The organism is Burkholderia sp. AU16482, assembly GCF_002223285.1.
GTDB lineage: Bacteria > Pseudomonadota > Gammaproteobacteria > Burkholderiales > Burkholderiaceae > Burkholderia > Burkholderia semiarida.
On sequence record NZ_NKEY01000009.1, the window covers coordinates 339,146 to 362,355 of the forward strand.

At 67.2% G+C, this 23,210-nt stretch carries 19 protein-coding genes; 10 read left to right on the plus strand and 9 right to left on the minus strand.

The genetic code is table 11. From position 1 onward, the window contains the following. Nucleotides 1–605: 605 nt before the first annotated feature. Complete coding sequence (locus CFB35_RS32000) at nucleotides 606–1,280, minus strand: HAD family hydrolase (protein ID WP_027785977.1); 675 nt, start codon at nucleotides 1,278–1,280, stop codon at nucleotides 606–608. Between the two features lie 220 nt (nucleotides 1,281–1,500). Here CFB35_RS32000 and CFB35_RS32005 point away from each other — a divergent pair, with 220 nt between their 5' ends. After that, a complete protein-coding gene (locus tag CFB35_RS32005) occupies nucleotides 1,501–2,685 on the plus strand; it encodes a sugar transporter (protein WP_059575058.1) in 1,185 nt (394 codons plus the stop codon). A 33-nt stretch (nucleotides 2,686–2,718) separates the two neighbouring features. Here CFB35_RS32005 and CFB35_RS32010 read toward each other — a convergent pair whose 3' ends face one another. The 4 genes from CFB35_RS32010 to CFB35_RS32025 all read right to left on the minus strand — a co-directional run bounded on the left by CFB35_RS32010 (nucleotide 2,719) and on the right by CFB35_RS32025 (nucleotide 8,070). Continuing rightward, a complete protein-coding gene (locus CFB35_RS32010; RefSeq protein ID WP_226093996.1) occupies nucleotides 2,719–3,894 on the minus strand; it encodes a helix-turn-helix domain-containing protein in 1,176 nt (391 codons plus the stop codon). A gap of 161 nt (nucleotides 3,895–4,055) precedes the next feature. Beyond that, entirely contained in the window at nucleotides 4,056–5,183 is a 1,128-nt protein-coding gene (locus tag CFB35_RS32015; protein ID WP_089466147.1) for an NAD(P)-dependent alcohol dehydrogenase, read from the minus strand. A gap of 14 nt (nucleotides 5,184–5,197) precedes the next feature. Continuing rightward, a complete protein-coding gene (locus CFB35_RS32020; protein WP_089466148.1) occupies nucleotides 5,198–6,670 on the minus strand; it encodes a benzaldehyde dehydrogenase in 1,473 nt (490 codons plus the stop codon). 506 nt (nucleotides 6,671–7,176) lie between these two features. After that, nucleotides 7,177–8,070: an NAD(P)/FAD-dependent oxidoreductase gene (locus CFB35_RS32025; RefSeq protein WP_089466149.1), complete on the minus strand. Its 894-nt coding sequence runs from the start codon at nucleotides 8,068–8,070 to the stop codon at nucleotides 7,177–7,179. A 152-nt stretch (nucleotides 8,071–8,222) separates the two neighbouring features. On the opposite strand from CFB35_RS32025, the gene CFB35_RS32030 reads away from it, so the two are divergent. The 8 genes from CFB35_RS32030 to CFB35_RS32065 all read left to right on the plus strand — a co-directional run bounded on the left by CFB35_RS32030 (nucleotide 8,223) and on the right by CFB35_RS32065 (nucleotide 15,717). Beyond that, nucleotides 8,223–8,855, plus strand: a complete 633-nt coding sequence (locus CFB35_RS32030) for a TetR/AcrR family transcriptional regulator (protein WP_059575062.1) — start codon at nucleotides 8,223–8,225, stop codon at nucleotides 8,853–8,855. A 462-nt stretch (nucleotides 8,856–9,317) separates the two neighbouring features. Next, nucleotides 9,318–10,454 carry a muconate/chloromuconate family cycloisomerase gene (locus CFB35_RS32035; RefSeq protein WP_089466150.1) on the plus strand — a complete coding sequence of 379 codons (1,137 nt, stop codon included), beginning with the start codon at nucleotides 9,318–9,320 and terminating at the stop codon, nucleotides 10,452–10,454. 49 nt (nucleotides 10,455–10,503) lie between these two features. After that, nucleotides 10,504–11,454: a catechol 1,2-dioxygenase gene (catA, locus tag CFB35_RS32040; RefSeq protein ID WP_089466151.1), complete on the plus strand. Its 951-nt coding sequence runs from the start codon at nucleotides 10,504–10,506 to the stop codon at nucleotides 11,452–11,454. A 118-nt stretch (nucleotides 11,455–11,572) separates the two neighbouring features. After that, nucleotides 11,573–12,931 carry a Rieske 2Fe-2S domain-containing protein gene (locus CFB35_RS32045; protein ID WP_089466243.1) on the plus strand — a complete coding sequence of 453 codons (1,359 nt, stop codon included), beginning with the start codon at nucleotides 11,573–11,575 and terminating at the stop codon, nucleotides 12,929–12,931. Further along, on the plus strand, nucleotides 12,928–13,416 hold the full coding sequence (gene benB / locus CFB35_RS32050; RefSeq protein ID WP_059637266.1) for a benzoate 1,2-dioxygenase small subunit: 489 nt from the start codon (nucleotides 12,928–12,930) through the stop codon (nucleotides 13,414–13,416). Before CFB35_RS32045 ends, benB begins: the two co-directional genes overlap by 4 nt. A 39-nt stretch (nucleotides 13,417–13,455) precedes the next feature. After that, a complete protein-coding gene (benC, locus tag CFB35_RS32055) occupies nucleotides 13,456–14,478 on the plus strand; it encodes a benzoate 1,2-dioxygenase electron transfer component BenC (protein ID WP_089466152.1) in 1,023 nt (340 codons plus the stop codon). After that, nucleotides 14,475–15,251 (plus strand): benzoate diol dehydrogenase BenD, encoded by a 777-nt coding sequence (benD, locus tag CFB35_RS32060; RefSeq protein ID WP_089466153.1) that lies wholly within the window; start codon nucleotides 14,475–14,477, stop codon nucleotides 15,249–15,251. The genes benC and benD overlap by 4 nt, the downstream gene beginning before the upstream one ends. A 67-nt stretch (nucleotides 15,252–15,318) precedes the next feature. Then, nucleotides 15,319–15,717 (plus strand): RidA family protein, encoded by a 399-nt coding sequence (locus tag CFB35_RS32065; protein WP_089466154.1) that lies wholly within the window; start codon nucleotides 15,319–15,321, stop codon nucleotides 15,715–15,717. Between the two features lie 167 nt (nucleotides 15,718–15,884). Here the strand turns inward: CFB35_RS32065 and CFB35_RS32070 are convergent, their stop codons facing one another. The 4 genes from CFB35_RS32070 to CFB35_RS32085 form a co-directional block, all read right to left on the minus strand. Then, nucleotides 15,885–16,691 (minus strand): oxidoreductase, encoded by an 807-nt coding sequence (locus tag CFB35_RS32070; RefSeq protein WP_089466155.1) that lies wholly within the window; start codon nucleotides 16,689–16,691, stop codon nucleotides 15,885–15,887. A 33-nt stretch (nucleotides 16,692–16,724) separates the two neighbouring features. Then, the gene (locus tag CFB35_RS32075) at nucleotides 16,725–19,865 is read right to left on the minus strand and encodes an efflux RND transporter permease subunit (RefSeq protein WP_089466156.1); all 3,141 of its coding nucleotides are present in this window, start codon (nucleotides 19,863–19,865) and stop codon (nucleotides 16,725–16,727) included. Beyond that, complete coding sequence (locus CFB35_RS32080; protein ID WP_089466157.1) at nucleotides 19,862–20,971, minus strand: efflux RND transporter periplasmic adaptor subunit; 1,110 nt, start codon at nucleotides 20,969–20,971, stop codon at nucleotides 19,862–19,864. Before CFB35_RS32080 ends, CFB35_RS32075 begins: the two co-directional genes overlap by 4 nt. 82 nt (nucleotides 20,972–21,053) lie before the next feature. Continuing rightward, nucleotides 21,054–21,671: a TetR/AcrR family transcriptional regulator gene (locus CFB35_RS32085; RefSeq protein WP_059575081.1), complete on the minus strand. Its 618-nt coding sequence runs from the start codon at nucleotides 21,669–21,671 to the stop codon at nucleotides 21,054–21,056. Nucleotides 21,672–21,748: 77 nt separating this feature from the next. Here CFB35_RS32085 and CFB35_RS32090 point away from each other — a divergent pair, with 77 nt between their 5' ends. Then, a complete protein-coding gene (locus CFB35_RS32090) occupies nucleotides 21,749–23,209 on the plus strand; it encodes an efflux transporter outer membrane subunit (RefSeq protein ID WP_059575083.1) in 1,461 nt (486 codons plus the stop codon). The last annotated feature ends 1 nt before the right edge of the window (nucleotide 23,210 follow it).

The window sequence follows — 23,210 nt, forward strand, 5'->3', positions numbered from 1 at the left end:
CTGGACAAAAACAACACCCGCCGATCGAGCGGCAGCACACGTATTCACGAAACGCCGGAACGAAAAAAAAGCGCGTGCCGATACGTACGATCGTGCGATTGAATAAAACGATGTAATGCTTTCGTTGAAACGTTATGAAGGTGAAAGATCCGTGCGCATTTATAGAATCCCCGGATAAATGGCGGAAAGGGCGCCGTGACGCGGCATCGCGAGGCAGGCCCGATCATGTGCGGGACGCCTAGCGACGCGGGTTGCACCGGCTGGCCGGTTCGGCTCCGTATGTGACTCGCATTTTCACGATTCGGATACTGCGATCGTGAGCCGGAAACGAAGTGTCTTTGTTATATGAGAGTCGATTCGATTTTTCAAGAATCTTCCCGTCTGTTTTAAAAACACGGGAAAACGGGCGCCGATAAAGATATTGAAATCGCGATCGTCAATGGCGGTGGGGATCGTTTCGATTCGATGAATCGAAAAAGCAGCCGCGCCGCGAACGAATCGCGCACGCGGCTGCCTCGGCCGGACGAGGTCGCGCGGACACACGGCGTCCGGCCCGACTGAAACGCCGCTCACGCACGGACGGACCGGGCGCGACCCAACTGCGCCTACGGCCGCGCGGCGACCTCGTCCAGATGCCAGAGCAGATCCGCAGGATCGTCGTACACGCGCAGCGCGCCCGCCCGCTCCAGTTCGTCGCTGCCGTAGCCGCCCGAGAGCAGCCCGACGCCCAGCGCGCGGCAGCGGGCGGCGGCGAGCATGTCCCAGATGCTGTCGCCGACCACCACCGTATGCTCGATCGGCACGTTCAGTTTCGCGGCGGCGGTCAGGAACAGGTCGGGGTCCGGCTTCGCATACTTCACCTGATCGCGCGTGACGACGACGTTCTTCGCCGGATCGACGCCGAGCGCCTCGAGATTGATCGCCGCGGTTTCCATTCGCCCGCTGGTCGCGATCGCCCAGCGAATGCCGGCATTCGACAGCGCGGCGAGCAACTCGCGCGCACCCGGCAGCGGCCGGACCTGCGCGCGCAGCCGCTGGTACGCGGCCGCATGCAGCCGCGCGAGCCGCTCGACGCGCTCCGCGTCGATATCGCCGGCCGTCTCGCGCAGCAGCTGGTTCAGGAACAGGCCGCCGCTCATCCCGATCTTGCGATGGATGCGCCATACCGACAGTTCGATGCCTTCGGCATCGAGCGCTTCCTTCCACGCGAGCACGTGCTGATAGACGCTGTCGACGAGCGTGCCGTCGAGATCGAACAGAAATGACGTTTCAATGCGCATGTAACTCTCCTGGCCTGATGGTTGTCGGGCAAATCGTCGGTAAAACCCGGTTCGTCACATTATCGGCGCGCGGCCGTGTCACCGCCATGTCCCGCGCCGCACGCGCCGCACGCGCCGCACGCGCCGCGCCCGGCGGCGGCGTGTCGAACAGCGCTGGTACAATCGCGCCGATGCGCCGGGCGGGCCGCCCGCGCGCGCCCAACCTTCGTCGAATCCCCGTATGGCAACCCCCGACGCCGTCAGTTCCGAACAATCGTGGTGGGGCGTTCTGGCCCTGGCACTCTCCGCCTTCATCTTCAATACCACCGAATTCGTGCCCGTCGCGCTGTTGAGCGCGATCGGCGACAGCCTGCAGATGCAGCCGACCGCCGTCGGCCTGATGCTGACGATCTACGCGTGGGCCGTCGCGGTCGTGTCGCTGCCGCTGACCTTCGTCACGCGGCACGTCGAGCGCCGCAAGCTGTTGAGCGTCGCGCTGCTGGTGTTCGTCGGCAGCCACGTCGTGACCGGCTTCGCGTGGAATTTCACGGTGCTGATGATCGGCCGGCTCGGCATCGCGTGCGCGCATGCGGTGTTCTGGTCGATTTCGATCCCGCTCGCGGTGCGGCTCGCGCCGAGCGACCGCAAGAGCCGCGCGCTCAGCCTGATCGCGATGGGCTCGGCGATCGCGATGGTGGCCGGCATTCCGCTCGGACGCGTGATCGGCGAGGCGTTCGGCTGGCGCATCACGTTCCTGATCATCGCGGGCGCGGCGGGCGTCACGCTGCTGTTGCTGCGCGCCACGTTGCCGTTGCTGCCGAGCCAGGGCGCCGGGTCGCTGAGCAGCATCGGCGTGTTCCTGCGCAAGCCGGCGCTGGTCGCGCTGTACGCGATCACGGTGCTGGTCGTGTCCGCGCACTTCACGTCGTACACGTACATCGAACCGTTCGTGCAGAGCATCAACCATGCGAGCAACAGCCGGATCACGTACGTGCTGATCCTGTTCGGCGTCGCCGGCCTGCCGGCCGCGGTCTGCTTCAATCGCGTCTATCCGCACCGGCCCGACGATTTCCTGCTGGCGTCGATCGTCGCGCTGTCGGGCTGCCTGCTGATCCTGTTCCCGTGCGCGCTGAACATCGTCACGCTGTCCGTGCACACGCTGGTGTGGGGCGGCGCGATCGTCTGTTTCGGGCTGGCGATGCAGGCATGGGTGCTGAAGCTGGCGCCGGAGGCGACCGACCTGGCCGTGTCGATCTACTCCGGGCTATACAACGTCGGGATCGGCGCCGGCGCGCTGCTCGGCAACCATATCGCGGGCGACTTCGGGCTGCCGTGGATCGGTACCTTCGGCGGCGTGGTCGCGATCTTCGCGGCCGGTGTCGCGTGGGCAGCGTTGCGGCTGCATGAGCGGCGGGCAGTGGCTTAGCGCCATCGCCACACCGCACTTCATCCCGCATGGTCAATGCGCCCCGCCGTGCCTGATCCCCGCCGCATCGCGCTGTCGCAGCTTCGCATACAGCGTCGTGCGTGAAATGCCGAGTTGCCGCGCGGCCGCCGACACGTTGCCGTCATGCTCGTCGAGCGCGCGCCGGATCGCATCGAGCGACTGTTCGCGCAGGCTGGCGTTGGCGTGAGGGTGGCCGGCCGGCGCCGCGTGGCACACGTCATCCGCGTCGGCGAGTACGTCGGCGTGCCGCGCCGCGGTCGTGCGATCGAGCGGGGCGCGCACGGTGCGCACCCATACGTGGCTGCCATCGTCGCGCGCGATCCGCTGCGGCGTGCGCGACGGTGTCAGCAAGCGACGCTGCTGCGCGGGTGTCGCGCCGGGAAACAGTTGGCGGTGACCGACCGGCGCGACCGGCCCTTCGGGCGCGAGATCGAGCATCCGGCGCGCCAGGCGGCTCACCGCACGCACGCGGCCCGCTTCGTCGAGCGCGATGACGCCGGCGAGCGGCGTGCCGAGCCAGCGCGGATCGAATTGCACCTGCAGCAGATGGCAGTCGCGCAGCATCGCATAGAGCCGCTGCTCGGCCGACAGCGACGCATGCCGGAACGGCTCGTGCAATTGCGCGACGTTGCGCCGGCCGATCCCGGTGATATCGAGCGCGCCGATCACTTCGCCGTCGAAACCGACGAGCGGCACCGCGAGACAGAACACCCGCGAGAACTCGTCGAGATAGTGTTGCGCGCCCGCGACGACGGCCTCGGCGCCGTCGTGAATCACGCAGCTCGGCGCGGTCGTGCCGATGTTCGGTTCGACGATCCGGCGGCCGGCGACGATCGGCGTCAGCAGCGCGTCGTCGCATTGCGGGCTGCGCCGCGCATGCACGATCGTGCCGCGTGGGTTGACGCACATGATCGCCCATTCGCGGCCGCCGAACGCGGCCCACAGCGGCTCGATCTCCTGCGCGACGCAGCGATAGAGCCGCCGGTCGTCGCGGGATTCGTCGCGCTCGCGCTGCATTTCATAGCGGGCGGCTTCCCACGGCCGCAGCCCGGCCGCGCGCGAACGCAGCCACGAGCGCGCGACGCTGGCCGGCAACGCCGTTTCCGGCAGCGGCTCGCCCGCGGCGAAGCGGGCGCGAAGCCGGTCGAGGTCGACCGGCCGTGCAGGGGATTCGGGGGCTGTATTCACGCTGCGCTCCAGTTGGGGTCGAAGGTCGGGGCTGGACGTGCGGGCCCCGTGTCGCGCGAATGCGTAATATAGCCCGGCGCCCCCGGCGCGGTATTTTCGCGGCGGCTACGCGCGGCCCCCGGCGGTCGCGATCTATTGCGCGGACGGCGGCGCATCGCGGCTCAATGCGGCAACCGCAGGATCGGCTTGAGCGTGCTTCCGTTGCTGCTGTCTTCCGCCGCCTGGTTGATCTGGTCGAGCGGATAGAACTTCACCAGCCGGTCGAACGGAAACCGTCCTTGCAGATACAGCTGCACGAGCTGCGGAATGAACGTTTGCGGCACGCTGTCGCCTTCGACGATGCCGCGGATCGCGTGGCCGCCGAGCAGCAGGCTGTTCACGTCGAATTCCGCCTTCGTGCCCAGCTTCGGCGCGCCGACCACGCCCATCGTGCCGCGCGAGCCGAGTGCGTCGATCCCTTGCGACAGCACGGCCGGCAGCCCGGTCGATTCGAGCGCGTAGTCGACGCCGCCGTCGGTGATCTCGCGGATCGTGCCGACGACGTCGACTTCTCGGCTGTTGATCGCATGCGTCGCGCCGAGCTCCAGCGCCAGCGCGAGCCGTGACGGCACGATGTCGACGGCGATGATCGTCGTCGCGCCGGCGATGCGCGCGGCCATCACCGCGCTCATGCCGACCGCGCCGGCGCCGAAGCTCGCGAAGCTGCTGCCCGGGCGCACCGCGAGCGAGTTGATTACCGCGCCCGCGCCGGTCTGGATTCCGCAGCCGAGCGGGCCGAGCAGTTCGAGCGGCGCTTCCTTCGGCACCTTGATCGCGTTGTTCTCGCGTGCGAGCGCGTAGCTCGCGAACGACGACTGCGCGAAGAAGTGATCGTGCAGCGGTTGCCCGGCCTCGTCCCGCATGGCCGTCTGGCCGTCCGAGTCGGCGCCACCGAAATTCAGCGCGAAGAACTGCCGGCAATACGCGCCGTGACCGCCGACGCACGACGCGCAGTGGCCGCACGCGCCGTAGGTCAGCACGACGTGATCGCCGGCCGCGAGCGTCTTCACGTTCGGGCCGACCGCCTCGACCACGCCGGCGCCTTCGTGGCCGAGCACGGCCGGCAGCGGCACCGGATAGTACTGGTCGCGCACGATCAGGTCGGTATGGCACAAGCCGGTCGCGACGACGCGCACGAGCACCTCGTCGCCGCGCGGCGCGCGAATGCGGGCGGATTCAATGGAGAAGGGTGCGCCGGCCGCGCGCGCGACGGCCGCGGTGACGGCGCGTGTATCGTGTTCGGTGTACATGATCGGTCTCCTCGTCAAATCGGATACAGCGGCGCTTCGCCCTTGATCGTCAGCCACTGCCACTGCGTGAATTCCTCCCAGTTTGCCGCACCGCCGATGCTCGAGCCATTGCCCGATGCGCCGACGCCGCCGAACGGGTTGATCGCTTCGTCGTTGACCGTCTGGTCGTTGATGTGCAGCAGCCCGGTGTTCAACCGCTCGCCGATCCGCAGCGCGCGGCCGACGTCGGCCGACAGGATCGCCATCGACAGCCCGTATTCGGTTTGATTGGCGAGTGCGATCGCGTCCTCGTCGGTATCGAACGGCACGACGATCGCGACCGGCCCGAAGATTTCCTCGTCGAATGCCGGATTGCCCGGCGCGACGCCGCTCAGCACGGTCGGCTCGAAGAACAGGCCGCGATGGCCGCCGCCCGTCTCGACACGCGCGCCCGCGCGGCGGGCCGCGTCGACCACGCTCGCCGCATGGTCGCGCTGCGCGGCGTTGATCAGCGGGCCCAGGCCGACGTCGCCGGTGGCCGGGTCGCCCACGCGCAGGCTTTGCGCCTTTTCGACGAGCTTCGCGACGAAGCGGTCGTGAATCGCGCGCTGCACGAGCACGCGGCCGGTCGCCATGCAGATCTGGCCTTGATGCAGATACGCGCCCCACGCGGTGTTCGCGACCGCGCGATCGAGGTCGGCATCGTCGAGCACGATCAGCGAGTTCTTGCCGCCGAGTTCGAGCGATACCTTCTTCAGATGGCGGCCCGCCGCTTCGCCGACCTTGCGCCCGGCCGCGGTGGAACCCGTGAACTGGATCATCGCGACGTGCGGATCGGCGACCAGCGCCGCGCCGGCCGCGCCGTCGCCGGGCAGCACGTGCAGCACGCCTTCGGGCAAGCCGGCGAGCTCGAACACGCGGGCGATCGCGATGCCGCCGCACACGGCGGTGCGCGGATCGGGCTTCAGCACGACCGCGTTGCCGAGCGCGAGCGCCGGCGCGACCGCGCGTATCGCGAGGTACAGTGGGAAATTGAACGGCGAGATCACGCCGACCACCCCGCGCGGGCGGCGGCGCGCGAGCGACAGCCGGCCGGCCGTCGACGGCAGCACTTCGCCGGCCGCGCGCGACGGCAGTCCGGCCGCTTCGTGCAGCGCCTTGATCGTGACCGACGTTTCGAACGACGCCTTCGCGCGGGTCGAGCCGCTTTCGCGCACGAGCCAGTCGACGATCGCGTCGAAGTGCGTTTCGGCGACGGCCGCCGCGCGGCGCAGGACCGCCGCGCGGTCGTCGTAGGGTAGGGCGAACCACGCGGGCTGTGCGCGATGTGCGGCGGCCGATGCGTCGGCGATGGCCGCGCTGTCCGCGAGACCGATGCGGCCGAGCGTGTTGCCGGTCGCCGGTTCGATCACGTCGGCCGCGTGCGGGCTCGCGTGCCAGCGTCCGGTGAAGATCCTGCCGCGCCAGATGTCGGCGTCGAAGAGGGCGGGGTTCCTGCTGCTATCCATGTGCGCTCCTGGGGAAATTCGGATCGCCGGATCGGGTGTTGCCTGGCGTCGACCGGCGTGCGCGCGAGGGTAGGCCGGTGTGGGGAAGCGGGGCTATCCGGGTTTCTTCCCACGCGCGGCGCGCGCATGGTTTGGAGAGCGTTCGCGATTCGGTGTACGGAAACTGGACAGTCGGTGGGTGGATTGTTGCGGCGTGCCGGCCGATGACGCGGCAGGTAGAGCGGGTGCGGCGCGACGTGCGCCGTATCCGAAGGCTCGGCGCGCAAAGCGGCGCCAAGGCCCATGCTCGGCTTTTCTCGAGCCAGGCCACCTCCACCAGCAACAAGGCGCCAGACTTGCGCGTGATCGTCTCAGGCGTCGAGACCGGCGCCGCCTGCCGCCGGAACGCGACGCACACCAACCGCTCCTGCCATTCCGTCAAACTGGACGAATCCGTCCTTCACCTCGCCGATCCACGCCAGTCGCTTCGAAAGGGTCGATGCAGCCGGAGAACGGAATCCGCGTGCTCAAACCAGCATCGATTGTTGGGCGAAGATACCCGCCATCGCGCCCTGCGACGATGCCTGGGTGACCGAGGGCAAGAATGGCGTGGCGAGGTCGCCGGCGGCGTAGATACCGGGCATGCTGGTTTGGCGGCGCGCGTCGACCTCGAGGACGATGCCGGTGGGCGTATCGACCGTGGCGAGGCCCAGCGATTCATGCAGGCTTGCGGACGGCTTGTTGCGCGGCTGGGCGAACAGGATGTCGACCGCGACATGGCGGCGGGTATCGAGATTGACGGTGGTGATATGGCCATTGCGATGGGCGATCTCCACGATCCGGCCATCGACGACAGGGATGTTGCGGCGGGCCAGATCGGCCTGGATATCCGGCGCGATGTCGTGACCATCGGCGAAGACGGTCAATTTGTCGGTCCAGTCGCGGAACAGCCTGACAGACTGGTGCGACTGCGGGCCGGACCAAACGAGCCCCCAATGCTGGCCGGCGGCTTCAAAGCCGTCGCAATAGGGGCAGGGTACGATGGACGTGCCCCAGCTTTCCGCGAAGCCCGGAACATCGGGCATCTGATCGGCGACGCCATAGCTCAGGATCAGGCGGCGCGCCGTCAGGATTTCGTTATCGTCCGTGACGACACGGAAATCGTCGATCGCGCCGGACACGCTCTCCGCCCGGGCATTGACCAGCCTGATCGTCGGATAGCGCGCCAGTTGCCGTCGCGCCTCGACCAGGATGTCCAGCGGCGGCTTGTGATCGTGGCCGAGCAGGCCATGCGAATGGCCGGCAAAGCGGTTGCGCGGCCGGCCGGTATCGAGCACGGTGACCGAGCGGCGGGCCCGACCGAGCTGCAGGGCGGCGGCGAGGCCGGCAAAGCTGCCGCCGATGATGATGACGTCGTTCATGGTGATGGGCTCCGTGTCGTGGATGGAGGGGGCGGGCTGATGCGCAATATCGTCCAGCGATACGCGAAGCCGACCCCATTGGCTTGCACATTTGTGATACTGCGTGGTATCGTAATGCTGGAATTTGAATACTGTCAAGTACTGGAATTGTCGTGACCGAAAACAACCCGGGCCGCCGCGGCCGGCCGGCGAACGAAGCGCTTCGCCAAACGATAGTCGACGCCGCGTCCGAACTCTTTGTGGAATTGGGTTTTCAAGCGACGACCATGGACAAGGTCGCCCAGCGGGCGAAGATATCCAAGCTCAGCATCTATCGGCACTTCGAGAACAAGGAGGCGCTGTTCAGCGCGGCCATGGTGGCTCGTTGCGATCAATTCGCACCGCAGACCCTTTCCGAAGGCGTCGACGGTTCGGTCGAAGATCAGCTCATGGCGGTGGGATCATCGCTGCTTCGCACGCTGTTGAGCCCGGACGTCCGCAGTGTCGAAGCCATGGTTTTGGCCGACAAGACGAATCAAAGGTCGTTGAGCAAGCTTCATTACGAAGCCGGGCCGGCCCGTGTCATCGCTCAAATCGAGGCGGTGTTGCGTCAGTTGCACGCGAAAGCGATTCTGAACGTGCCCGATGCTCACCGGTCCGCCCGCTTGTTTGCCGCGCTTTTCAAAGGATCCGATCTTCTGCTTGTCGCGCGCTTCGATGAGGCGCGCGCAGAGGACGACGACGAAATCGAGTCCTATTGCCGGTCGGCCGTCGCCATGTTCATTGCCGCGCACGGTGGCATCTAGGCCGCGAACGAAGGTCGCTTTCTGGGCGATAGCGCCCGTCGGCTTCTGACAGACGACGAGGGCGTTCAAGAACGTCGATATCCGCCTACCCACTTCCTTCCGATCATTCGCAGCAACCGACACCGAAGCTGAAGACCGGGCGACCAGCCCCACCCTTTTTCCCATCAGGAAAACCCTGATCGCCTCGACAGGCCACCGGTTTCAGCGGGCTTTCCGGCTGCCAAAAGCAGTAGCAATAAGCTTCCGCTCAAACACCACCCCGAGCCCGCGCGACCGCGCGCCAGCAAGCCTCCCAGCCAGCATACCTATCCAAAACAGGTATGGCGCACCGCCATATTTCGCGCCGCCAGTGCGGTTTCAATACCTGCCAGGTATCGAAAATCCCGCCTAAAAGTATTGGACGCCCCGTTTCCCCGCCGCGTATAAATCCGTCCCATGAACCACCCCCACGCAGCGCACCCCATGTCCTCCGCGACCATCGAACGCATCGAAACCCGCCTCGTCGATCTGCCGACGATCCGCCCGCACAAGCTGTCGGTGGCCACGATGCACGGCCAGACGCTGATGCTCGTGAAAGTGTTCTGCAGCGACGGCGTGACCGGTATCGGCGAAGGCACGACGATCGCCGGAATGGCCTACGGCCCGGAAAGCCCGGAAGCGATGAAGCTCGCGATCGACGCGTACCTCGCGCCGGCGATCGTCGGCCGTGACGCGACGCGCGTCCAGGCGCTGATGGCGCATGTCGGCAAGCTCGCGAAGGTCAATCACTTCGCGAAGAGCGCGCTCGAAACCGCGCTGCTCGACGCGCACGGCAAGCGTCTCGGCGTGCCGGTCAGCGAACTGCTCGGCGGCCGCCGTCGCGACCGCCTGCCGGTTGCATGGACGCTCGCGTCGGGCGATACGGCCATTGACATCGCCGAAGCCGAGCGGATGCTCGACCTGCGCCGCCACAACGTATTCAAGCTGAAGATCGGCGCGAGAGCGCCGGAAACGGATATCCGCCACGTGGCCGAGATCAAGCAGGCGCTCGGCGAGCGCGCGTCGGTGCGCGTCGACGTGAACATGGCGTGGAGCGAAACGCAGGCCACGCGCGCGATCCCGGCGCTCGCCGATGCGGGCTGCGAACTGGTCGAGCAGCCCGTCGCGTCGGCCGCGGCGCTCGCGCGCCTGATGCGCCGCTTCCCGGTCGCGCTGATGGCCGACGAAATCCTGCAAGGCCCGGACAGCGCATTCGAGATCGCGAAGCATCACGGCGCCGACGTGTTCGCGATCAAGATCGAACAGAGTGGCGGCCTGTTCGCCGCGCAACGCGTCGCGGCGATCGCGGACGCGGCCGGCATCGAGCTGTACGGCGGCACGATGCTCGAAGGCGCGTTCGGCACGGTGGCGTCCGCGCACCTGTTCGCGAGCGTCGCGAACCTGCAGTGGGGCACCGAACTGTTCGGTCCGCTGTTGATCACCGAGGAAATCCTGACGCAGCCGCTGGATTACAGCGACTTCGAACTGACCGTGCCGGACGGCCCCGGTCTCGGCATCGCGCTCGACGAGGACAAGGTCAGGCGCTTCACCCGCGACGGGCTGACGAAAGTCGTGCGGTAATCGAGTCAGGCAAAGACCGTCATCCCCCAATACACATGGAGACAGCATCATGAGCGTCAAGGTTTTCGACACGAACGAAGTGCAGGATCTGCTGAAGGCCGCATCGAACGCGAGCGGGAGCGGCGGAAACGGCTCGAAGGGCGACGCACGTACGCAGCAGATCGTGCTGCGCCTGCTCGGCGACCTGTTCAAGGCGATCGACGATCTCGACATCACGCCGGACGAAGTGTGGGCCGGCGTGAACTACCTGAACAAGCTTGGTCAGGATGGCGAAGCGGCGCTGCTCGCGGCCGGCCTCGGTCTCGAGAAGTATCTCGACATCCGGATGGATGCCGAGGACGAGGCGATCGGCCTCGACGGCGGCACGCCGCGCACGATCGAGGGGCCGCTGTACGTGGCGGGCGCTCCGGTGCGCGACGGCGTCGCGAAGATCGACCTCGACGCGGACGACGGCGCGGGCCCGCTCGTGATCCACGGCACGGTGAAGGATCTCGACGGCAAGCCGGTGGCTGGCGCGCTGGTCGAATGCTGGCATGCGAATTCGCACGGCTTCTATTCGCACTTCGATCCGACCGGCGCGCAGACCGACTTCAACCTGCGCGGCGCGGTGAGGACGGGCGCGGACGGCAAATACGAATTCCGCACGCTGATGCCGGTCGGCTACGGCTGCCCGCCGCAGGGCGCGACGCAGCAACTGTTGAACCGTCTCGGCCGTCACGGCAACCGTCCCGCGCACGTGCACTTCTTCGTGACGAGCGACGACCACCGCAAGCTCACGACGCAGTTCAACATCGACGGCGATCCGCTGATCTGGGACGACTTCGCGTATGCGACGCGCGAGGAATTGATTCCGCCCGTCACGCAGAAGACCGGCGGCACGGCGCTCGGGCTCAAGGCCGACGCGTACCAGGACATCGAATTCGACTTCGTGCTGACGCCGCTCGTACAGGGCAAGGACAACCAGATCGTCGAACGCCTGCGCGCGTCCGCCACGGCATAACCCGCCCGACGGCACGGCGGCGCGCGTGCGCCGACGCTGCCGGCCGGTTCCCCGAGACTCAACCGATACCGATGCGAGCGTGCTTGCAGGACGCGGCACGCGCATGGAAGGAGCCATCATGTCCGTCACGATCAACCCTGCGAACGAACTGGATCACCTGCTCGAAACCGCCGTGCAGGATGACAAGGAGGCCGGCATTTTCCGCTGCCGCCGCGACATCTTCACGAACGCGGCGCTGTACGAGCTCGAGATGAAGCATATCTTCGAGGGCAACTGGGTGTATCTGGCGCACGAAAGCCAGATTCCCGACAACAACGATTACTACACGACGTGGATCGGCCGCCAGCCGATCGTCATCACGCGCGACAAGACCGGCGAGCTGCATGCGGTGATCAATGCGTGTGCGCACAAGGGCGCGATGCTGTGCCGCCGCAAGCACGGCAACAAGGGCAGCTTCACGTGCCCGTTCCACGGCTGGACCTTCTCGAACACCGGCAAGCTACTGAAGGTGAAGGACGAGAAAACGACCGAGTATCCGGTGCAGTTCAACACGCACGGCTCGCACGACCTGAAGAAGGTCGCGCGCTTCGCGAACTATCGCGGCTTCCTGTTCGGCAGCCTCAACGCCGACGTGCTGCCGCTCGAGGACTACCTCGGCGAAGCGCGCGTGATCATCGACCAGATCGTCGATCAGGCGCCGAACGGTCTCGAAGTGCTGCGCGGCAACTCGTCCTACATCTACGAAGGCAACTGGAAGATGCAGATGGAGAACGGCTGCGACGGCTATCACGTCAGCACCGTGCACTGGAACTATGCGGCGACGATGGGCCGCCGCAAGGAAGAGGGCACCAAGGCGGTCGACGCGAACAGCTGGAGCAAGTCGGTCGCGGGCGTGTACGGCTTCGACCACGGCCACATCCTGCTGTGGACCAAGACGATGAACCCGGAAGTGCGGCCCGTGTACCGGCACCGCGACGAGATCCGTGCGCGCGTCGGCGACGTGCAGGCCGATTTCATCGTGAACCAGACGCGCAACCTGTGCGTGTATCCGAACGTGTTCCTGATGGACCAGTTCAGCACGCAGATCCGCGTGGTGCGTCCGCTCGCGGTCGACAAGACCGAAGTCAGCATCTTCTGCTTCGCGCCGAAGGGCGAGAGCGAAGCCGACCGCACGACGCGCATCCGCCAGTACGAGGATTTCTTCAACGTGACCGGCATGGGCACGGCCGACGATCTCGAGGAATTCCGCGCGTGCCAGGCCGGCTATGCGGGCATCACGGCGATGTGGAACGACCTGTCGCGCGGTGCGCCGCTGTGGATCGACGGGCCCGACGAGAACGCGAGGAAGATGGGGCTGAACCCGCGCATTTCGGGCGAGCGCAGCGAGGACGAAGGGCTGTTCGTGTGCCAGCACGAACACTGGGTGCACGTGATGCGCGATGCGCTGAAGAAGGAACGCGGGGAGGTGGCGGCATGAGCTTCGATTACCGGACGATTTGCGCGACGCTGTATCGCGAGGCGCGTCTGCTCGACGATCGCGAGTGGGACGCATGGCTGACCTGCTACACGGAGGACGTCACGTACTGGATGCCCGCGTGGGACGACGACGATCGGCCGACCGACGATCCGCAGCGCCAGATTTCGCTGATGTACTACCCGGATCGCGGCGGGCTCGAGGATCGCGTGTTCCGGATCAAGACCGAGCGCAGCGGCGCATCGACGCCTGAACCGCGCACCAGCCACAACGTGACGAACGTCGAGGTGCTGGCCGAACGCGACGGCGAGGTCGACGTGCGCTACAACTTTCATACGCTGAATCACCGCTACCGCGTCACCGACCACTTCTTCGGCACGGTGTTCGTCACGCTGCGGCAGGCGGGCGACGCGCTGCTGATCTCGCACAAGAAGATCGTGCTGAAGAACGACTACATCCGGCAGGTGCTCGACGTCTATCACGTCTGACGCCCGTTGTTTGCCATGAAAGGAAGTGGAGGTGACGCGATGTCCAGCTACAAGATTGCATTGAATTTCGAGGACGGGGTAACCCGCTTCATCGACTGCAAGGCCGGCGAGAAGGTGCTCGATGCGGCTTTCCGCGCGAAGATCAACCTGCCGATGGATTGTTCCGACGGCGTGTGCGGCACCTGCAAGTGCCGCGCCGAAAGCGGCCGCTACGACCTCGGCGACGACTACATCGACGATGCGCTCACCGATGACGAAAAGGACGGTGGCCTCGTGCTGACGTGCCAGATGGTGCCGCAAAGCGACTGCGTGATCGCGGTGCCGACGTCGTCGGTCGCGTGCAAGACCGGGCAGAGCAGCTTCGCCGCGACGGTCACGAAGGTCGAGCAGCACAACGATGCGGCCGTCGTGCTCGAGCTCGATGTCGGCGCGAGCGCACCGGCGTTCCTGCCGGGCCAGTACGTGAACATCGGCGTGCCGGGCACCGGCCAGCATCGTTCGTATTCATTCTCGTCCGCGCCGGGCGATACGAAGGTCGGATTCCTGATCAAGAAGATTCCGGGCGGCGTGATGAGCACGTGGCTCGAATCGGCGAAACCCGGCGACACGCTCGAACTGAACGGGCCGCTCGGCAGCTTCTACCTGCGCGACGTGCAGCGGCCGCTGCTGTTCCTCGCCGGCGGCACGGGCCTCGCGCCGTTCCTGTCGATGCTCGACGTGCTCGCGCGCAGCGGGTCGCAGCAGAAGGTGCACCTCGTCTACGGCGTGACGCGCGATCTCGATCTCGTGCTGGTCGACGCGATCGAGGCGGTTGCGGCGAAGCTGCCGAACTTCAGCTTTGCCACCGTCGTCGCGGACGCCGCGTCGAACCATCCGCGCAAGGGCTGGGTCACGCAGCACATCCCGGCCGACGCGCTGAACGACGGCGACGTCGACGTGTATCTGTGCGGCCCGCCGCCGATGGTCGATGCGGTGCGCCAGTACTTCGACGACGCGGGCGTGAAGCCGAACAGCTTCCACTACGAGAAGTTCACCCCCAACGTCACGGCAAAGGCGGCATGACCATGCAACGATTCTCCGGCAAGGTCGTCGTCGTCACCGGCGCGGCGCAGGGCATCGGCCGCGGCGTCGCGCTGCGCGCGGCGGCCGAGGGCGGCAGGGTGCTGTTCGTCGATCGCGCGGATTTCGTCGCCGAGGTGGCGGCCGAAGCGAGGGGGAGCGACACGGCAGGCTTCGTCACCGATCTCGAAACGTACGAAGGCGCGCATGCGGCGATTGCGCACGCGGTGCGGACGTTCGGCGGCGTCGACATCCTGATCAACGGCGTCGGCGGCGCGATTCGCATGCGGCCGTTCGCCGAGTTCGAGCCCGCGCAGATCGACGCGGAAATCCGCCGTTCGCTGATGCCGACGCTCTATACCTGCCATGCCGTGCTGCCGCACCTGATCGCGCGTGGCGGCGGCACGATCGTCAACATCTCGTCGAACGCGACGCGCGGGATTCGCCGCGTGCCGTATTCGGCCGCGAAGGGCGGTGTAAACGCGCTGACGTCGGCGCTCGCGATGGAGTACGCGGAACACAACATCCGCGTCGTCGCCACCGCGCCGGGTGGCACCAGCGCACCGCCGCGCCGCGTGCCGCGCAATGCGGCCGGCGACACCGAGCAGGAACAGGCGTGGATGGGGGAAGCGGTGCGGCAGGTGACCGACTCGACGTACTTCAAGCGCTACGGCACGCTCGACGAACAGATCGCGCCGATTCTGTTTCTCGCGTCCGATGAAGCGAGCTATATCACCGGGACGGTGCTGCCGGTGGCGGGCGGCGATACGGGTTGAGCGGCGCGCGCACCGATCCTCACACGAACAATCGGCCGGCGCTGCGAGTCCGGCCACGGAGACACTCATGCAAAAACGCGAAGCGATCGTTCCGGCCGGCATGGAAGCCGTGTACGAAAAAATCGGCTATGCGCCGGCGGTCAAGGTGGGCGATACGTTGTACGTGTCCGGCCAGATCGGCCGCGACGCGGCGATGCAACTGGTCGAAGGCCGTGAAGCACAGATCGTGCAGGCGTTCGAGAACCTGAAGCGCGTGCTCGAAGCGGGCGGTGCGTCGCTCGACGACGTCGTGGATCTCACGACCTTCCACACCGACATGCGCGACCTGCCGCTGTTCATGCAGGTGCGCGACCGCTACCTCCGCGCGCATCCGAAGCCGGCGTGGACGGCGGTCGGCGCGCACATGCTGGGCGGCGCACCCGGCTCTATCGTCGAGATCAAGGCGGTGGCGGTGTTGCAGCGGTGAGTGTCGGCGTCGCGGCTTGCTTCGCATCGCTTTCGTCCCCGGCGGCCGTCATCGCGAGGCGCCCCGGCGTTCCGGCTACCGCCCTCAGCCGGTACGCAAGCCGGTTCCGATGATGCCGATTTCCCTGGCGGGTGCCTCGTCCACGGACGTTTCGGCGGCCGGCCGCGTCACGCGAGACGGAATTTTTTCCGCAGGCTCGCATCGACCGGGCCGGCCGGCATGAAGCGCCGCAACCTGCGCAGCAGCGACGCCTCGCCGTTGGGCGTACGCCGCATCCGCCATGCGCCGAGCGCCGCGTCGACGACGGTGGCGGCCACGCCCTCGGGGTGCGGCGCGGCTTTCACGCTGTCGCCGACGGCGCGCGCGGCGAGCGTGCGCTCGCGGTCGTAATCGGCGATCGGCGCGCTCGCCTGCGGCGCGTTGACGTCCAGGTTGGTCCGCGTAAACGACGGCTCGACCAGCGTCGCGCGAATGCCGAACTGGCGCAGCTCGTGATCGAGCGATTCGGTCAAACCTTCCACCGCATGTTTGGACGCCGAATAAAGCCCCATGTACGGCGCCGGCAGAAAGCCGAGCACCGAGCTGACATTGACGATCCGGCCGCGCCGTTGCGCCCGCATGTGCGGAAGTACCGCACGGGTCGTACGCAGGATGCCGAATACATTGGTGTCGAACAACGCCTCGGCTTCGTCCACCGACGTCTCCTCGACCGCGCCGATCAGGCTCATGCCCGCATTGTTTACGAGTACGTCGATACGCGCGGCGCGGTCGATGATCGTCCGGATGCCGGATCGAACGGACGCGTCGTCACGCACGTCCATCTCGATCAGCTCGACACCGGCAACGGGCGCCGTTCGCGCGATGCTGCGCACGGTGCCGAACACGCGGCAGCCGCGTCCGGCGAATCGTTCTGCGGCGACGCGCCCGATGCCCGACGACACGCCGGTCACGACGACAACGGTGGAATTCGACATGGCTGCTTCCTTCGATACGGGGAATGGAGAATATCAATCGCGCGCATCCAGCGCGGGCTGAAGTGCGGTCGTGGCGGGCGCCGCCGGTTCATGGCCGCCGTGGCGGGCGGTGGCGGAATGACCGGGCCGGATCCTGAACCAGATTGCGTACATCGCCGGCAGGAACATCAACGTGAGGATCGTCCCGGCGAACGTGCCGCCAATCAGCGTGTACGCGAGCGTGCCCCAGAACACCGAATGCGTGAGCGGTATGAACGCGAGCACGGCCGCCATCGCGGTGAGGATCACCGGGCGCGCCCGCTGCACGGTCGCCTCGACGACCGCGTGGAACGGATCCAGCCCAGCCTGTTCGTTCTGGTGAATCTGGCCGATCAGGATCAGCGTGTTGCGCATCAGGATCCCCGACAGCGCGATGAGGCCCACCAGCGCATTGATGCCGAACGGCTGCCGGAACAGGATCAGCGTCGGCACCACGCCGATCAGGCCGAGCGGGCTCGTCAGGAACACCATCACCATCGCGGAGATCGAGCGCACCTGGAAGATGATGATGATCAGCGTCACCGCCAGCATGATCGGGAACAGCGGCAGCATCGCCTTCGTGGCCTTGCCCGATTCCTCGATCGAGCCGGCTTCCTCGATTCGATAGCCGCTCGGCAGCGCGGCGATGATCGGCTGAAGCTGCTTCGTGATCGCGGCCGACACGTCCGGCGGCTGCAGGCCGTCGGCGATGTCGCCGCGCACCGTGAGCGTCGGCACGCGATCGCGCCAGCGCATGATCGGCTCTTCCATGCGCACGTCGACCTTGCCGACCTGCGACAGCGGAATGCGCTGCCCGTTCGCGCCGGCGAGCGTGAAGTCGTCGAGCCGCGCCGGGTCGAGCCGTGCATCGCCGCCCGAGCGCGCGACCACCTGCACGGTCCGGATATCCTCGCGCACTTCGGTGACGGGTACCCCGGTCAACAGAAACTGCAGCTGCTGCGCGACCGCGCTGGACGTCAACCCGACGGCCTGCAGGCGGTCCTGCTCCAACGTGAAATGCAGCGCCGGCGCGCGCGTGCCCCAATCGGCATTGACCGTGCGCATCATCGGGCTGCCGGCCATCACGCGCTCGACGTCGGCCGCGATGCCGCGCAGCGTGTCCGGATCGGATCCCGTGACCCGATACGCGACCGGGAACGGCGAATACGGGCCGAACACGAGCTGCGTCACACGCACGCGCGCGTCGGGCGCGAGGCCGTCGGCGATCGCCCGCCGCAGGCGTGCCTTCAATGCGTCGCGCTCGTCCTGGCTGTCGGTGCGCACGACGATCTTCGCGAACGACGGATCGGGCAGCTCCGGCCCCATCGCCAGATAAAAGCGCGGCGCGCCCTGGCCGACGTACGCGGTGACGATCCTCGCTTCCTTCTGCTTCGCGAGCCACGCTTCGACCTTCGACGTGGCCGCGCTCGTTTGCGAAATCGACGTGCCGTACGGCATCTGCACCTCGACGAGGACCTCGGGGCGATCGGAGATCGGGAAGAACTGCTTCTTGACGACGGCCATGCCGAGAATGGCGAGTACGAACAGGCCGACGACGGACGCCGCAACCAGCCATTTGCGCGCAATCACGCGCGTCAGCACCTGTCGGAAACGGTTGTAGCGCGGCGTGTCGTAGATCGCATCGTGACCGCCTTCGAACTTCTTGAGGTTCGGCAGCATCTTCACGCCGAGGTACGGCGTGAACGCGACGGCGACGACCCACGATGCGATCAGCGCGATCCCGACGATCCAGAACATGTTGCTCGTGTATTCGCCGGCGGTCGAGCGCGCGAAGCCGTTCGGCATGAAGCCGACCGCGGTGACCAGCGTGCCGGCCAGCATCGGCGCGGCCGTATGGCTCCACGCGTAAGCCGACGCGGCCACACGGTCGTAGCCTTCCTCCATCTTCACGACCATCATTTCGATCGCGATGATCGCGTCGTCGACGAGCAGACCGAGCGCGAGGATCAGCGAACCGAGCGTGATGCGATCGAAGTTCTTGCCGGTGGCGGCCATCACGACGAACACCACGGCGAGCGTCAGCGGCACGGCCGCGGCGACGACGAGGCCGACGCGCCAGCCCATGCTGACGAAGCTCACCAGCATCACGACGAGCAGCGCGGCGAAGAACTTGACCATGAACTCGTCGACGGCCGAGCTGATGTTCACGGACTGGTCGGTGACCTTGGTCAGGCTCATGCCGAGCGGCAACTCCGCGTTGATCGCGCCGACTTCCCGGTCCAGCGCGCGGCCGAGGTCGAGCCCGTTCCAGCCGTCGCGCATCACGACGCCGAGCAGCAGCGCGGGTTCGCCGTTGTTGCGGATCATGAAGGTGGACGGGTCTTCGTAGCCGCGCTCGACGGTGGCGATGTCCGACAGTTTCAACGTGCGGCCCTGCGCGACGATCGGCGTGTCGCGAATCTTCTGCAGCTTGTCGAACGCGCCGTCCATGCGAATGAAGATCTCCGGCCCGCGCGTCTCGACGGAGCCGGCCGGCGTCAGTGCGTTCTGGCCATTGAGCGCGGCGAATACGTCCTGCGGGCTCACGCCGAGCGTCGCGAGCCGGTCGTGCGACAGCTGCACGTAGATGCGCTCCGCCTGTTCGCCGATGATGTCGACCTTCTTCACGCCCGGCACATGCAGCAGCCGCTGGCGCTGCGTCTCCGCATCGCGAACCAGCAGGCGCTGCGGTTCGCCCTTGGCCTTCAGCGCGAACAGCGCGAACGTGACGTCCGCGTATTCGTCGTTGACCAGCGGGCCGATCACGCCGGCCGGCAGATCGTTCGCGACGTCGCCGATTTTCTTGCGCGCCTGATAGAACTGCTCCTGCACCTCGGACGGCGGCGTGCTGTCGAGCAACGTCAGCGTCGTGAACGCGAGGCCGGGGCGCGTGTAGGTTTCGGTGCGGTCGTACCAGCGCAACGCCTGCAATCGCTTTTCGATCTTTTCGGCCACCTGGTCGTGCATTTCCTGCGCGGTCGCGCCCGGCCATGCGGTGACGATGGTCATCACCTTGACGGTGAAGGCAGGGTCTTCCGCGCGCCCCAGCTTGAAGAACGATACGAGCCCCGCGAGCGAAATCAGGCAGATCAGGAACAGCGTGATCGCGCGCTCGCGCACCGCGAGCGCCGACAGGTTGAAGCGGCGTTCGCTCACGGCCGTGCTCCTTCGTGTGCGGTCGTGGCGGCCACGCGAACCGCTTCGCCGTCGCGCAGCAACTGCGCGCCGAGCGCGACGACCCGCTCGCCTTGCTTCAGTGCGCCGGACACGCGTGCGCTGTCGTCGTCCAGATGCTCGACCGTGACGGGCCGCCATCCCACCTTGGCCGGATCGCCCGAGACGACCCACACGCCGGGCCCTTTGCCTGCATCCAGCAGCGCGCCGATCGGTACCTGCAGGCCGGCTTGCGGCGCCGCGCGCGCGTCGTCCGGCATGCGGATCGTGACGGTCGCGCCCAGCGGTGCGGCGGCCAGCGCGCCCTGCAACACGTAGCGCGCTTCGAACGTGCGCGTTCGCGCATCCGCGGCGTTGGACAACTGGCGCAGCGTCGCGGGGACACTCGCGCCCGGCTTGCCGAACAGCTCTGCCTGCGCGATGGATCCGACCGCGGGGCGCAGCGTTTCCGGCAGCTGGATCACCGCTTCCCGGCTGCCGGCGTGCGCGAGCCGCACGACCGGCTGGCCGGCGCTGACGACCTGGCCGGGCTCCGCGAGCGTTTCCATCACGACGCCGTCGCCGTCCGCGACCAGTTCCGCGTAGCCGGTCGCATTGCGCGCGACGTCGGCGTCGGCCTCGGCGGCGCTCAACTGGGCTTTCGCGGCGTCGGCCGCGGCCTTGACCTGGTCATAGGCCGATGCCGATATCGCGCCGGTGCCGCGCAGGTCGCGGTAGCGCGCTTCGTCTTCGGCGGTCTGCCGCGCGCGTGCCCGTGCCGCGGCCACCGCTTCATCGCGTGCGCGCGCCGCGAGCTTCAGGTCGACGGGGTCGATGCGCATCAGCGGCTGGCCGCGGCGGACGGTTTGCCCGGTATCGACGAGCCGCTCCAGCACCTTGCCGGACACCCGGAACCCGAGGTCGCTCTGCACGCGGGCGGCGACGGTGCCGGTAAACGACCGCGATGCGGGCGCGGCTGCGTGCACGATGGCGGTACGCACGAGCGGCGCTTCCGTGCGCGGATCGGAAGGCGCTTTTCCGCTGCAGGCGGCTAGCGCGAGGGGCAGCGCGGAAGCGACTGCAAGGAGAGCGAGGCGACGCCGGACCATGAAAGACCCACTGACGAGGTGATCGGGGCTTTCATTGTGTATCTAGTGACCAAAATAGTCAATAGTCACAAACAGTGTCGGTTCATGGGGCGAGGCTGCGGAGCACCAGGCTCGACAACTGCGCGGGCGCGGCGTCGGTCGTGTCGAGGTTGTACTGCAGCAGCAGCGGATTCAGGTACGGCCGCATCACGAGGTAGATCGCCGTCGCGGTTTCGTCCAGCGGCGTCTTGCGCTCGAACTCGCCGCTTTGCCTGCCCGCCTGCAGCACCTCCTGCAGCAGCTTCTGCACACGGGCCTCATAGGCCTGCACCGACTGCCAGTTGCCGGTGGCGGCCGACGCGGCGATGTCGTACAGCTTGCGGTCGCGGAAGAACAGCCGCAGGCTCGCTTCGGTAGAAACCTTGAACATGCGCCGCAGCTTTTCGGTGGGCAGTTCCGCTTCGGCGACGGCGGCGCGCACGTCGGTCTCGATTTCATGCAGGCAGTTCGCGCAGATCATCTCGCCGATCGCCTGTTTCGACTCGAAGAACTTGTAGATATAGGCCTTCGAGAAGCCGATGGACTTCGCGAGGTCGGACACGGTCGTCTTCTCGTAGCCGTACCGGCTGAAGTGCTCGGTGGCGGCGGCCACGATCTGGTCGCGCACGTCGTGATCGGCCGGGCCGCGTGCGGGCGCGGGGGAAGCGGTGTTTTCTTTCATGGGTTGCGGCTGGCAGGGATGGACAACGAGTGACTATTTGGTATTATAGTCACTACCTGATCTTGACTGAAACCGTCATGCTACCGAAACCCATCGTTGCCGCGCTGCTCGCCGCGCTCCTGTCTGCCGGATGCGCCGTCGGTCCCGACTACGTGCGGCCGGACGTCGCCATGCCGCAGCGCTTCCAGGGCCAGAGCGCCGTGGAGCAGCGGCGCGCGGCGGCCGACGCCGAACTCGCGACGTGGTGGACGGGCTTCGGCGATCCGCAGTTGACCCGGTTCGTCACGCTCGCGCTTGCACAGAACCTCGATCTCGCGCAGGCCGCGGCCCGCGTCACGCAAGCGCGTGCCGGGCTCGGGGCGGCCGATGCGGCGCTGTTGCCGTCTGGCAATGTGACGGGCCAGGCTGCGCGCGCCTACCAGTCGGTCGAAACGCCGTTGGGGAGTGTCCTGAATTCGACGCCCGGTTTCGACCGTCACGGGAGCGCCTACGAAGCCGATTTCAACGCGAGCTGGGAACTGGATGTGTTCGGCGGGCTGCGCCGCGGGCGGCAAGCCGCCCTTGCCGACTATCAGGCGTCCGAAGCGGCGGCGGTCGCCACGCGCCTGGCCGTCGCCGCGCAGACGGCCGACATCTACATCACGATTCGCGGGTTGCAGGGCCGGTTGAAGGTCGCGCAGCATCAGGTGCGGACCGAGCAGGATCTGTTGTCGACGATCAATCTGCTGTACGGGAAGGGGCTCGCGGCGGAGCTTCAGGTCAGGCAGGCCGAAGGTGCGCTCGCGCAGGTTCGTGCGACGGTGCCGGTGCTCGAAGCGGCGCTGGACACGGCGATGAATGCGCTCGACGTGATGCTCGGCGCGCAGCCCGGCACGCATCGCGCGGAACTGCTCGATGGCGGCGACGTGCCGGTGGCGCCGCGGATCGCGGCGACGGGCACGCCGGGCGAATTGCTCAGACGGCGGCCCGACCTGATGGTCGCCGAGCGACGGCTTGCGGCGTCGAACGCGCGCATCGGCGTGGCGATTGCCGAGTATTACCCGAAGTTTTCGCTGAGCGGATTGCTCGGCAGCGCGACGACGATGGGCGCGGGCAACCTGTTTGCCGGCGGCGCGAACCAGGCGGCCGGCGTGCTCGGCCTGCGCTGGCGCCTGTTCGACTTCGGCCGGATCAATGCGCAGATCGCCGACGCCAAAGGAAAGGAAGCCGAAATGCTGGCCGCGTATCGGCTCGCGGCGCTGCACGCCACCGAGGATGTCGAAAATGCGTTCTCTGCGCTCGTCAAGCGCGACGAACAGGCGGCCGTGCTGGCCAGCGGCGTCGATTCGCTCGGCCGCGCGCGGGCCGCGTCGTTCGCGGCTTACCAGAAAGGCGTCGTCAGCCTGATCGAAGTGTTGCAGGCCGACGAAAGCTTGCTGCGCGCGTCCGACGAACGCGTGCAGGCCCGAACCGAATCGGCGCGTGCGGCGGTCGCGGCGTTCAAGGCGCTCGGTGGAGGATGGCAGGCGCCGGAGGCCGAGGCCGTTGCGAGCCGGTAGC